Origin of the sequence: Pseudolactococcus reticulitermitis, assembly GCF_002260845.1 — a bacterium.
Lineage (GTDB): Bacteria > Bacillota > Bacilli > Lactobacillales > Streptococcaceae > Pseudolactococcus > Pseudolactococcus reticulitermitis.
In genome coordinates this window covers 536,751-549,907 of sequence record NZ_BEDT01000001.1, presented here as the reverse complement: position 1 = coordinate 549,907, position 13,157 = coordinate 536,751, and the positions used below count along the sequence as shown (strand labels likewise).

Annotated in this window: 9 protein-coding genes; all 9 read left to right on the top strand. The window is 43.5% G+C overall.

Features of this window, described 5'->3' with window-relative positions; translation table 11 throughout:
* The first annotated feature begins 13 nt into the window (after positions 1–13).
* The 9 genes from RsY01_RS02615 (at position 14) to RsY01_RS02580 (ending at position 12,644) form a co-directional block, all read left to right on the top strand.
* A complete protein-coding gene (locus tag RsY01_RS02615) occupies positions 14–1,546 on the top strand; it encodes a chitinase (protein WP_094784004.1) in 1,533 nt (510 codons plus the stop codon).
* Between the two features lie 337 nt (positions 1,547–1,883).
* Positions 1,884–2,390 carry an NADH-quinone oxidoreductase subunit NuoE gene (gene nuoE / locus RsY01_RS02610; RefSeq protein WP_094784003.1) on the top strand — a complete coding sequence of 169 codons (507 nt, stop codon included), beginning with the start codon at positions 1,884–1,886 and terminating at the stop codon, positions 2,388–2,390.
* A 245-nt stretch (positions 2,391–2,635) separates the two neighbouring features.
* A complete protein-coding gene (locus tag RsY01_RS02605; protein WP_274519415.1) occupies positions 2,636–4,510 on the top strand; it encodes an NADH-quinone oxidoreductase subunit NuoF in 1,875 nt (624 codons plus the stop codon).
* A 14-nt stretch (positions 4,511–4,524) separates the two neighbouring features.
* On the top strand, positions 4,525–6,267 hold the full coding sequence (locus RsY01_RS02600) for an NADH-dependent [FeFe] hydrogenase, group A6 (RefSeq protein WP_094784002.1): 1,743 nt from the start codon (positions 4,525–4,527) through the stop codon (positions 6,265–6,267).
* Positions 6,268–6,321: 54 nt separating this feature from the next.
* A complete protein-coding gene (locus RsY01_RS11085; RefSeq protein ID WP_274519414.1) occupies positions 6,322–6,456 on the top strand; it encodes a hypothetical protein in 135 nt (44 codons plus the stop codon).
* 60 nt (positions 6,457–6,516) lie between these two features.
* Positions 6,517–7,074 (top strand): ECF transporter S component, encoded by a 558-nt coding sequence (locus RsY01_RS02595; protein WP_094784001.1) that lies wholly within the window; start codon positions 6,517–6,519, stop codon positions 7,072–7,074.
* Between the two features lie 62 nt (positions 7,075–7,136).
* Positions 7,137–7,577 carry a flavodoxin gene (locus RsY01_RS02590; RefSeq protein ID WP_094784000.1) on the top strand — a complete coding sequence of 147 codons (441 nt, stop codon included), beginning with the start codon at positions 7,137–7,139 and terminating at the stop codon, positions 7,575–7,577.
* A gap of 82 nt (positions 7,578–7,659) precedes the next feature.
* On the top strand, positions 7,660–11,202 hold the full coding sequence (gene nifJ, locus RsY01_RS02585) for a pyruvate:ferredoxin (flavodoxin) oxidoreductase (protein ID WP_094783999.1): 3,543 nt from the start codon (positions 7,660–7,662) through the stop codon (positions 11,200–11,202).
* Positions 11,203–11,303: 101 nt separating this feature from the next.
* A complete protein-coding gene (locus RsY01_RS02580; RefSeq protein WP_094783998.1) occupies positions 11,304–12,644 on the top strand; it encodes a DEAD/DEAH box helicase in 1,341 nt (446 codons plus the stop codon).
* Positions 12,645–13,157: the final 513 nt, after the last annotated feature.

Below are 13,157 nucleotides of genomic sequence, written 5' to 3'. Positions count from 1 at the left end.
TTGAAAGGACAGTATGAAAAAGAAACTATCATTTTTGCGATTAGTCATTTTGTTAGGGCTAATAATTGCAGGAGGTTTACTCTATTTAAATATTGATCAGCTGGTACCCAGAACTATTAGCAAAGTAAAGATAAAAGAAAAGCCATGGTTTGCATCTTATGTTGATGTCACGCTTATGCCACAGTTTGATTTTGAACAAGTCGAGGGCAATCTTGTTTTGTCTTTTGTTGTCGCATCAGATAAAGATAATGCTCCGAGTTGGGGGAACGCCTATTCATTAAATGAAGCTGAAACGTCACTCGACTTAAAGCGTCGTATTGCAAGAGTTCGTCAAAACAATAGGGATGTGATGATTTCCTTTGGTGGTCTCGTTAATCATGAATTAGCCCAAAATTATACGGATTCTAAAGCATTGATGTCTGCCTATGAATCAGTAGTTGCGCGGTATTCGGTTAATGCCATTGATCTGGATTTAGAGAATGAAGGTTTGACTGATGCCACCGCAGGTAAGATTCGTGCAAAAGCAATTGCAGAGTTACAGAAAAAAAGGAAAAAAGAATCAAAGCCATTATCAGTCTGGGTAACATTGCCAGTCAGTACAGATGGGTTAACATCTGATGGGGTAAATGCTGTCAAAATATTATTAGATGAAGATGTCGAACTAGCTGGTGTCAATGGGATGACCATGAATTTTGGGGAGACACGTAAGTCTAATCTCTCGATGGGTAAAAATGCTATTCATGCGTTGCAAGCATTGCATGCACAACTCAAAAATATTTATCAACAAAAAAAGATATTACTGAGCGATAGCGCTGTCTGGGCAAAAATTGGCGCAACACCAATGATTGGTCAAAATGATATATTAACTGAAGTTTTTACATTGGATGATGCGAATGAATTAAATCAGTTCGCACAGAAAAATGGTATGGGGCGTTTGTCAATATGGTCGGCTAATCGGGATAGAGCCTCGACTAAAAGTAGTGTGCATACGAATGTCGTGTCCAATTTTTATAGTGGCGTTGAGCAAGAGGATCAAGCATTTTCCAAGATATTAAGGGCTGGCTTTGATGGTAGTCTGTTAGCAAACACGACGAAAGAAACGGTATCAGACTTAACAGAAGAAGATTTAATGGATCATCCTGAAACATCACCTTACCAGATTTGGTCAAAAGATAAGACTTATCTATCCGAGACAAAAGTAGTTTGGCAGCATAACGTTTATCAGGCAAAGTGGTGGACAACAGGAGATGAACCTAACGTTCCGTTGACAAATGCTGATGCCAATCCTTGGGAATTACTAGGTCCCGTGTTAAAAGGTGAAACGCCGGTTAGCATACCTATCCTCAAAGAGGGCACTTATGAAGCGTGGGGAAATGAAAAGGCCTATCAGGCTGGAGACCGTGTGATGTTAGGTGGTAATGGCTATATTGCCAAATGGTGGAATCAGAATGAAACACCAGAAAAGGCTATCATTAAACCCAGTGATTCTCCTTGGCGACAACTGACTGAAAGTGAAATTAAAGAAGTTCTAAAGGAAGCGCCATAAAGTAAAACTATTTTTAGTAGATTAAGCTATCTTTTAATCATGATGAAAATCACTGATCATATTTCAGTGATTTTTTTATAAGGTTTGTAAATGACATTTATCTAACAAATTAAAATAAAAAGGCGAAATATTTTTGTCTAATTTTACCTAAAAAAATCATAAAATGTAAAATATATTAGACAAAACCCTTATTTTATCGGATTAGAACACAGTTATTCGTTTTTTTGTAGTTGAAAACATGATATAATAAAACTATAAGAATTGTAAACGCTTACCTTTTGGTTTTAAATGTTAAAATGCGGTGTTTATAAATAACAAATTTGAGAGGAGTAAAATTGTGATTGAAAAAAAGGTTGTTCAGGCTGATTTTGTCGAAACAGAAAGTCAAAAAGAAGAATTTGAAAAGGCACTCTCACGATTAAGAAGTCAACGAGGGGCACAGATGCCTTTATTGCAGGAAACGCAACGTATTTATGGCTATCTACCACAAGAATTGTTAGAACGAATTGCGAGGGCATTAGACGTTCCTTTAGAAGAACTCTACAGCACAGCAACATTTTATTCCCAATTCTCTTTTGTCCCTAAAGGCGACTATACGATTAGTATTTGTATGGGAACGGCTTGCTATGTTAAAGGTGCTGGCGATATTTTAGATGATCTATCCGATATCTTAAAAATCAAATCTGGCGAAACAACAGAGGATAAGAAATTTACTTTGGAATCTTGTCGGTGTATCGGCGCTTGTGGTTTGGCACCTGTATTAAAGGTCAACGAAGAAGTCTATGGCCGATTGAACAAGAAGAAAAGCGAAAAAGTCCTTGCGACCTATCAAAAAGAAGCCTAGGTCAAGTCTCAAGATTTCACAAAGTAAAATCGCAGAAAGCCTTTGAGCGGCCGGTATAGTTCGCGAATGACCCAGCTTGGGCGGAGCGTCAGCCTAGGTCAAGTCTCAAGATTTCACAGAGTGAAATCGCAGAAAGCCTTTGAGCGGCCGGTATAGTTCGCGAATGACCCAGCTTGAGCGGAGCGTCAGCGTAGGTCAAGTTTCAAGATTTCACAAAGTGAAATCGCAGAAAGGAGTAAGTAAAGTTGATCAAAAATTGGAAGCAATTATCTGACTTGCGAAATGTCAATCGGCAATCCGTTGCCATGCGGATGGAAGAAACGGGTGAGCACCCCTTTGATTTTGAAATTATGGTCTGTGCAGGGACAGGTTGCCTTTCTTCAAAAAGTGATGATTTTGTCACAGCAGTCAAAGAAGAATTAGCTAAAAATGATATGACAGACAAGGTTAATGTCGTTCGGACGGGCTGTTTCGGCCTTTGTGCGCAAGGGCCGATTGTTATTGTCTACCCAGATGGGGTTTTCTACCATCAAGTCAAGCCAAAAGATGCCAAGAAAATTGTTAGTCAGCATTTGATAAAAGGCGAGTATGTTGAAAAACTCTTGTATCATGACCACAAAACAAAAGAGGTTGTGAATAAGCTGATGGATACACCGTTTTACCACAAACAAAAGCGGGTAGCGCTTGATAATTGTGGGCGCATCGATCCAGAAAAAATTTCGGACTATATCGCTTTTGACGGCTACCAAGCCTTGGCTAAAGTTGTCAATGAGTATTCGGCAGATGATATTATCGATATATTAGAGACTTCGGGCCTACGTGGCCGTGGCGGCGGTGGTTTTCCGACTTTCCGCAAATGGGCATTTGCCAGGGCGAGTGTTTCAGATCAGAAATATGTCATTTGTAATGCCGATGAGGGCGATCCGGGCGCCTTTATGGATCGCTCTGTCCTAGAAGGTAATCCACACGCCGTTCTTGAAGCCATGGCGATTGCAGGCTTTACAATCGGTGCCAATCAAGGCTATATCTATGTCCGTGCCGAATACCCAACGGCTGTTGAACGGTTAGAGATTGCCATTGAGCAAGCTCGGGCTTTGGGGCTACTGGGGCAAAATATTTTTGGCACAGGCTTTGATTTTGACATTGATTTGCGTTTAGGCGCAGGTGCCTTTGTCTGTGGCGAAGAAACAGCGCTCCTTGAAAGTATTGAGGGGCGCCGTGGCGAGCCTAGACCGAAGCCGCCGTTTCCAGCGGTAAAAGGCTTGTTTGGTCAGCCGACGATTGTCAATAATGTCGAAACCTATGCTAATATTCCGAAAATTATTTTGGAGGGTCCGGAATGGTTTGCCAGTATGGGCACGGAAAAATCAAAAGGGACCAAGGTCTTTGCCCTTGGTGGCAAGATTGAAAATACAGGCTTGGTTGAAATTCCTTTAGGTACAACTCTGAGAGAAATCGTTGAAGATATTGGCGGCGGGATTCCAGATGGGAAACAATTTAAGGCTGCCCAAACTGGTGGCCCGTCTGGTGGTTGTATTCCGGTGCAACATTACGATATTCCAATTGACTATGATAATCTGATTGAAATCGGCTCGATGATGGGCTCTGGTGGATTGATTGTCATGGATGAAGGCAACTGTATGGTTGATATCGCCAAGTTCTTCCTTGAGTTTACGGTTGAGGAGAGTTGTGGCAAATGTGTCCCTTGTCGGATTGGAACCAAGCGTTTACTCGAAATCCTTGACAAGATTACCATGGGGAAAGCAACGCTAGAAGATTTGGATAAAATGGAAGAATTGTGCGACCATATCAAGGGGAATTCCCTATGTGGTTTAGGACAAACCGCACCCAATCCAGTCCTGTCAACTCTCCGCTATTTCCGAGATGAGTATGTGGCACACGTTGTGGACAAACGCTGTCCAGCGGGTGTCTGTAAAAATCTCATTCGCTATGAAATTCAGCCAGATAAATGTACCGGCTGTACGGCTTGTGCTAGAAATTGTCCCGTTGCGGCGATTAATGGCGAAGTCAAAAAAGTACATGAGATTGACCAAGAAATCTGTATTAAATGTGGCGTTTGTTATGACACGTGTCGCTTTGATGCCATTAATATTGTCTAAAAGGAGGTGTGTCAGTGAAAGAAGTAACAATTAAAATCAATGGCAGCGCTTACACGGCGCCAGAAGGCTCAACCATTTTTGAGGCTGCGCGCTTGAATAACATTGATATTCCGACGCTTTGTTTTTTGAAGGAAATCAATGAAATTGGAGCCTGCCGGATTTGTCTGACAGAAGTTGAGGGGGTCAATAACCTCGTGACTTCCTGTGTCTACCCGATTACTGAGGGCATGTCGATTAAGACCAACTCTGATCGTGTTTTCAAATCAAGAAAAACAAATCTGGAGCTCATCTTATCGACGCATGAGCGGAAGTGTTTGTCCTGTATCCGCAATGGGAACTGCGAACTTCAAAAGCTCTGTAAAGAGTTCAACGTTGACGACGAAGACTTTTACAATGGCGAAAACTGTGAATATGAGTTTGATGATAGCTCCGTTCATATGTACCGCAACAATAATAAATGTATTTTGTGTCGCCGCTGCGTCTCTGTTTGTAAAAAAGTACAGGCAGTTGGCGTCATCGGTGCCAATGATCGCGGCTTCAACACCCACATCGGTAGTGCCTATGAGCAAAATCTAGGCGATGTCGACTGTATCTCTTGTGGGCAATGTATCGTGGTCTGTCCGACCGGTGCGATCGCTGAGAAAGACCAGACACAAGAAGTCTGGGCAGCGCTGCAAGACCCGACTAAGCATGTCGTCGTTCAAACCGCACCGAGTGTGCGCGTGACTCTAGGTGAAGCTTTCGAGTTGCCTGTTGGCACAAATGTTGAAGGCAAAATGGTCGCAGCCTTGCGCCGGATTGGTTTTGACCGTGTTTTCGATACTAACGTGGCGGCAGACTTTACCATCATGGAAGAAGCAACAGAATTCTTGCAACGCGTCGAAAACAACGGCCCGTTTCCAATGTTCACATCCTGCTCACCGGGCTGGGTCAAATACTGTGAAGCCTATCATCCAGAGCTCATTCCTAACCTATCAAGTTGTAAATCACCTCAACAAATGTTCGGCGCGCTCATCAAAACCTGGTATGCTCAGAAAAACAATATCGACCCCAAAGATATTTTCGTCGTCGGCATCATGCCCTGCACCGCGAAAAAATTTGAAGTCACACGGGAAAACCAAGCAGCAGCAGGTTTCACGGATGTCGATATTGCCCTGACAACCCGTGAATTGGCGCGGATGATTGATAAAGTCGGGATTCGCTTTAACGACCTGCCAGACGAAACCTTTGATCAGCCACTAGGTGATGCGACAGGTGCAGGCTATATCTTTGGCGCCACAGGTGGCGTGATGGAGGCAGCCTTACGGACAGCGAGTGAAACCCTAGCAGGGCATGCACTTGAAGCCGTTGATTTTGTCGAAGTCCGTGGTACACAAGGCATCAAAGAAGCCACTTATGAGATGAGCGGACAAACCGTCAAAGTCGCCGTTGCATCGGGCATCAATAACGCCAAACGTTTGATTGAACAAATTGAAAAGGGCGAAGCCTTCTATCACTTTGTTGAAATCATGGCTTGCCCGGGTGGCTGTGTCAATGGTGGTGGGCAACCGGTACAGCCCGGTTCTATTCGGAACTTCGTCGATTTGCGGTCTAAGCGGGCGCAAGCACTTTATGCTGAGGATCGTGGCAAAGGTTTGCGGCGGTCGCATGAAAACCCAGTCCTGCAACGAATTTATCAAGAGTTTCTTGAAGCACCAGGTAGTCATCAAGCACACCACATCTTGCATACGAGCTTTCGGAGTCCAATAGAGGAATAGACGGATAAAGTAAGCGCGTCAAGTCATGATGATTGAATAAAATGGAGGAAAAACATGTCGGATTTTGAAAAAACATTAGCCTTAATCAAAAGCGGAGAGCTGACAAAAGCAGAATTGCAAGCATTAAGCACCGCTATCCAGTCGAGAATTTTAAGCAAACCGTCTGTGCAAGCAGATATTAGTGTCTAAGTATCCTAAATAGAAAGAGGTAAATGGTAGTTTCTGAGACATGTGAGCTATCAAATATTTATGAGCAAAAAAGCCTTATCACTTACCCAAACAGCCGTTTTATTAGCTCTGATTGTCGTGATCGAGTATTTAATGGTCGGTCCCCAGTATATCTTAATCAAAGGGTCCATTGTCAACTTAATTTTAGTCGTGGCAACCCTTTTGGTTGGCTTACCCGCAGGGGTCCTAATTAGTATTTTCACCCCAGTCTTAGCGGTCGTGACAGGGCATTTGGCGATGCCAGTCCTAGCGCCTGTTGTAGCACTTGGCAATCTCGTTTTTGTCCTTTTGTGGTGGCTGATTGTGCGCCATGTTAAGGAGATACAATCCCTGATTAGCTATGTGATGGCAACGATTGTGTCATCGCTTACGAAATTTGCCTTTCTCTATTTGGCAGTGGCTTGGTATATCTTGCCGGTCATGCTAAAAGGGATTGTCGCTAAAAAACCACAAGTCAAAGTAGCTTTACTGGCACAATTTGGCATGCCTCAATTAATCACAGCTGTGATTGGTGGTGTGATTGCCATGCTTATCTTGCCACGTTTGGCTAAAGCAATCCAATCAATAGAGAAAAATTAAGTTTAAAAACGTCAAAACATATTTTAGATTATATTGGAAAAATCAGAAAGGTCGTAAAACACATGACAGCAGTAAAAATCGTATTTTCAAGCACAACAGGCAACACTGAAGGCATTGCCGAAATTTTAGAAGAAGAGTTCCAAGCCTTAGACGCTGACGTTGAAGTCATTGATGCGGATGATGATGTCGACGAGGATGTCTTTGAAGACGCGGATGTTTGCGTCGTCGCAACTTACACAGATGGGGATGGCGAAATTCCGTTCAACCTGCAAGAATTTTATGAAGAATTGCCTGATATTGACTTAGACGGTAAAGTGTTTGGCGTTGTCGGTAGTGGCGATAGCGAACTTTATCCAGATGCTTTCTGTCAAGCAGCCATTGATTTTGAGAAAGCTTTTGAAGCAACAGGGGCAACTAAAGGCGCAGACACGGTAAAAATCGAAAATGCCGCTGAGGATGACGATATTGACACTTTAAAAGCTTTTGTCGCGGCTTTGCTGTGACCGATGAATTGAGATGTTGCGCGCATCAGTTTTGAAGTAATATTTTAAAATACTACTAAGCGCTCAAAAGAGGTGAAAATAAATGAAGAAAACCAAAACAATGGATGGGAATGCGGCGGCGGCCTATATTTCTTATGCGTTTACAGAAGTTGCGGCGATTTACCCCATTACGCCTAGCTCGACAATGGCAGAATATGTAGATGAATGGGCTGAACAAGGGCAAAAAAATATCTTTGGCGAAACCGTTCGTGTCGTTGAGATGCAAAGCGAGGGCGGTGCAGCTGGGACAGTTCATGGGTCGCTGAAAACAGGGGCTTTGACGTCGACTTATACGGCGAGTCAAGGGCTGCTTTTGATGATTCCTAATATGTTTAAAATTGCTGGTGAGCTCTTGCCGAGCGTCTTTCATGTGGCGGCGCGTGCTGTGACGACAAATGCCCTCAGTATTTTCGGAGACCACAGTGATGTCATGGCGGCGCGTCAGACTGGCTTTTGTATGTTGGCAGAAGCCAGTGTGCAGGAAGTCATGGATTTATCAGCTGTGGCGCATCTGGCGAGTATCGAAGGCAAATTGCCTTTCATGAATTTCTTTGATGGCTTTAGAACCAGTCATGAGTTGCAAAAAATAGAAGTTTTAGACTACGACGATTTGAAAGCTATGGTTGATTGGGAGGCTCTAGCAGAATTTCGTGCCCAAGGGATGAATCCCAATCATCCAACGGTTTCAGGAACAGCGCAAAATCCAGACATCTATTTCCAACAACGTGAAACGGTCAATCAATTTTATGACCGCATGCCTGCCATTGTTCAAAAATACATGCAAGAAATCAACAACTTGCGTGGTACGTCTTACGATTTAACGGATTATTATGGTGATCCAGAAGCGACAGAAGTCATCATTTCGATGGGATCAGTGTCGCCGACAATTCAACAAACGGTTGATTATTTGAATAAGCAAGGTCGCAAGGTTGGGCATATCAACATTCATTTGTATCGCCCATTCCCTGCTGAAAACTTGCTGGCCAAATTACCGAAAACAGTGAAAACCGTTGCTGTTTTAGACCGGACAAAAGAACCTGGTTCAGATGGCGAGCCACTCTTACTAGATGTGCAAAGTGTGCTCTACCGTCACGAAAACCGTCCGATTGTCATCGGTGGGCGTTATGGTATCGCCTCAAAAGAAATCACACCAGATCAGATTGTGGCGGTCTATGACCATATGTTGCTGCCGGCTGACCAGTTGAAATTGCGTTTCACGGTTGGTATCGTGGATGATGTGACAAATCTGTCCTTGCCAATGGGAGAAGTCCTCGACTTGACACCAGACAGCACTTTCCAAGCCAAATTCTGGGGATTGGGTTCAGACGGTACCGTCGGTGCCAATAAGCAAGCCATTAAAATCATCGGAAACCACACGGATTACTATGCACAGGCTTACTTTGCCTATGATTCTAAAAAATCAGGTGGCTTGACGATTTCTCATATTCGTTTTGGTCAGGAGCCGATTTTATCGACTTATAATGTCGACCGAAGCGACTTTATCGGTTGCCATAACAGTGCTTATCTCCATAAGTATGATTTGATTAAAGGGCTCAAAGATGGCGGGACTTTCTTGCTCAATACCGTTTGGGACGAGGAAAAGGTCAAACAACATTTGCCAAAACGCCTCAAACGTTATTTGGCAGAACACAATATCAAGTTCTACACGATTAATGCCGCAGGAATTGCGCAACGTTTGGGCTTGCAGGGTCGAATTAATACCGTCATGTCAGCAGCCTTCTTTGAACTGTCGACCATCATGGATAGAGAGACTTTCTTACCCTTAATGCGAGATGAAATCAAGGCGGCTTACGGCAAGAAATCGATGAAAATCGTTGAGATTAACTGGCAAGCCATTGACGCAACCTTTGATGCCTTGACACAAGTTCAAGTCCCCGCTGAATGGGCGACGCTTGAAGTGCCAGAAGAAAAAGGCGACATGACTGGCAAACCAAGCTATGTCACCAATATCTTGGAACCCATCAACCGGCAAGAAGGCAATGATTTATCAGTTGGCGATTTGATTGACAACGGCATGTTGGGCGGCTTTATGCCCATGGGCACAGCAGCCTACGAAAAACGTGGCGTTGCCTTAGAAGTGCCGGAGTGGTCAGTCGATAAATGTACCATGTGTAACGAGTGTGCCTTTATCTGTCCACATGCTGCAATTCGGCCATTCCTAGCTGATGACGAAGAATTGAAAGACGCACCGGAAGGCTTTATCACACGTGAAATGCGTGGCGCAGATGGCTTGCAATATCGCATTCAGGTCTCACTTGAAGACTGTACAGGTTGTGGGCTCTGTGTCGAAGTGTGTCCTGCCAAAGAAAAAGCCTTGGCCTTGAAGCCTTACGATGCCCAAAAGGAACAAGCTATTAACTGGGCATTCGCCATGACCTTGCGCCAAAAAATCAACCCTGTCAAGAAATTCTCTGTTAAGGGTTCTCAGTTTGAAAAACCCTTGCTCGAGTTCTCAGGGGCTTGTAGCGGCTGTGGTGAAACGCCTTATGTCAAACTTTTGACGCAACTTTATGGGGATCGGATGATGATTGCCAACACCACAGGTTGCTCGTCTATTTGGGGTGCGTCTTCGCCGGCGACGCCTTATACGACAAATGCGGCGGGTCAAGGACCAGCATGGAGTAACTCACTCTTTGAGGATAATGCGGAGTACGGTTTAGGCATGCACATCGCCAATCAAATGAAGCGGGATCGCTTGGCGACTAAAGTGAGTGCAGCGCTTGCGGCTGAGGTGGGAACTGCTGACACCCAAGCCTTGTTAGCAGATTGGTTGACGAACAAAGACGAGGGTGAAGGTAGTCGACAAAGGGCGACCAAACTTGCGGCAGCCTTGCAAACGGAAACGAATGCAGACTTGCAAGCGATTCTTGCTGATGAAGATATGCTGGTGAAACCAAGTCAATGGATCATCGGTGGTGATGGTTGGGCTTATGACATTGGTTTTGCAGGGATTGACCATCTCTTAGCGACTGACGAAGATGTCAATATCTTTGTCATGGATAATGAAGTTTATGCCAATACCGGTGGGCAAATGTCTAAAGCCACACCGACGTCAGCGATTGCTAAGTTTGCGGCGGGTGGTAAGAAGACCAAGAAAAAAGATTTGGGTATGATGGCGATTTCTTACCATGATGTCTATGTGGCGCAGATTGCCATTGAAGCCAATCCGATGCAAGCCATCAAAGCCATTCAGGAAGCGGAAAGCTATCCTGGACCATCTCTGATTATTGGCTACACACCTTGTATCAATCATGGGCTGCGTGGTGGGATGAGCCAAACCATTCAGGAATCAAAAGAAGCGGTTGAGTCTGGCTACTGGCAACTCTACCGTTATGATCCACGCCTTGCTGCTAAAGGCAAGGATCCGATGCGGATTGATTACAAAAAATCTGACTTCAGTAAAATGTCAGATTTCCTTGAAAAACAAACCCGTTTCTCTGCCCTACGTAGCGTGAAGAAAGACGAGCAAGAAGTGCAAGATATGTTGCGGCACACAGTCGATGTCATGACAGAACGTAGTGAAAATTATAATCGCCTAGCGGCTTATAAAAAAAATAAAGTTTAAAGCTCGTAATCGTCTGGGTTACCGATAATGAAAAATCGCCGAATTTGGCGATTTTTTTGTGGTATAATAAAAGCACGACTACTAGAAAAACGAGAAAAACTATGCAATTCACAGATTTTAATTTTAAACCCTTTATTAATGAGACTTTAGAAAGCATCCATTTTAAAACGCCGACGCCCGTTCAAGAAAAGCTGATACCGATTGCGCTTGACGGGCGTGATATTGTTGGCGAATCTAAAACAGGTTCTGGTAAAACCCATACTTTTTTACTCCCGATTTTTCAAAAACTAGACACAGCGCTTGATGGCGTTCAGGCTGTGATTACTGCACCGTCACGCGAACTGGCGACGCAGATTTACAATGCGGCGCAAGCATTTACCAAGTTTGACGGAAGCATCCGCATCTCAAACTTTGTCGGTGGCACGGATAAAAAACGTCAGATTGAAAAATTAGCTGGCAATCAGCCCCATATCGTGATTGGCACACCCGGTCGGATTTTAGACTTGATCAATGCCCAAGCCTTGAAAACTTATACGGCGAATCTTTTCGTGATTGATGAAGCGGATATGACGCTGGACATGGGCTTCTTAAATGAAGTGGACCAAATCGCAGGGACCTTTGACAAAAAGGTGCAGATGCTGGTATTCTCAGCCACCATTCCGCAAAAACTCCAGCCTTTCCTCAAGAAATATCTCAATAACCCCGTTATGGAAAAAATCGCGACCAAAACCGTCATTAGCGATACGATTGACAACTGGTTGATTTCGACCAAGGGGCGCGGCAATAACAGCGCCATTCTCGAAGTCCTGCAGACGCTTAATCCTTATTTGGCGATGATTTTTGCCAATACGAAAGACCGAGCCGATGAGATTCACAGCTTTTTGGCCAATAATGGTTTTAAAGTCGCGAAGATTCATGGAGGGGTGCCACCGCGTGAGCGTAAACGGATTATGAAGGCGGTGCAAAACCTCGACTACCAATACGTGGTCGCAACTGATTTGGCGGCGCGTGGGATTGACATCGAGGGTGTCAGTCATATTCTCAATGACGGTATCCCCCGCGATTTGGAATTCTTCGTCCATCGTGTCGGTCGGACGGGTCGAAACGGGATGACGGGAACAGCGATTACGCTTTATCAACCGTCTGATGATGCTGCGATTCAGGAACTGGAAAAAACAGGCATTAAATTCACACCAAAAGTTATCAAAAATGGTGAAATCACAGATTCTTACGATCGCGACCGTCGTGACAAACGTGAGAAATCTAAAGAAGCCCTTGATATTACGATGATTGGGCTGGTGAAGAAGAAAAAGAAAAAAATTAAACCCGCCTACAAGAAAAAAATCGGCTGGGAAATTGATAAACAGAAGAAAGCTAAGAAACGGATTGCAGGTCGTGCACAAGGTCGTGCCGAACGGAAAGCCAAGCGACAATCTTTTTAAGTAAACACTAAAAACGTCTGACCGATTAAAGGTTAGACGTTTTTTGAGTCCTCACATTGAGGTCAGGATAACGCGCTGCAACCTGTTGGCTGAAAAGGGCATTAAAATTTTTTAAAATAACACGAGGTTTATTTCAAAGTAAGAAAAGAGGTGATGTTTTGTCAGTGAAATTTTAAAAATAAAAAAACGATTTTATTAGAAAAGTGTTATATTTTTGTTATTTATCGATGATATAGCTTTATTTTATAGCGTTTAGCTAATCTTTTTATGTTAAATAGGATTGATAACAATAGTGATATAGTCGTTCTAAAAGGAAGCAATCTGGCTAATTTACCAATAGTCACCTCATATTTTCGATATTTTTAGACATAAAACGTTTTTATATTATAGATATTTAGAATTAAAATGAAATAGTTTGAATAGAAAGATTATTTGTAAAAAAATAATAAAAAGAGTATAATATAGATGTGATAAGATAAACATTTTTATAGGAAGAAAAGTGAGGCAATAGAT

What these genes read in the sequence shown, in the direction of transcription:
- RsY01_RS02615 (WP_094784004.1), top strand. Translation starts at nt 14, where the DNA reads ATGAAAAAGAAACTATCATTTTTGCGATTAGTCATTTTGTTAGGGCTA.
- RsY01_RS11085 (WP_274519414.1), top strand. Translation starts at nt 6,322, where the DNA reads ATGTCGGATTTTGAAAAAACATTAGCCTTAATCAAAAGCGGAGAGCTG.
- RsY01_RS02595 (WP_094784001.1), top strand. Translation starts at nt 6,517, where the DNA reads ATGAGCAAAAAAGCCTTATCACTTACCCAAACAGCCGTTTTATTAGCT.
- RsY01_RS02590 (WP_094784000.1), top strand. Translation starts at nt 7,137, where the DNA reads ATGACAGCAGTAAAAATCGTATTTTCAAGCACAACAGGCAACACTGAA.
- nifJ (WP_094783999.1), top strand. Translation starts at nt 7,660, where the DNA reads ATGAAGAAAACCAAAACAATGGATGGGAATGCGGCGGCGGCCTATATT.
- RsY01_RS02580 (WP_094783998.1), top strand. Translation starts at nt 11,304, where the DNA reads ATGCAATTCACAGATTTTAATTTTAAACCCTTTATTAATGAGACTTTA.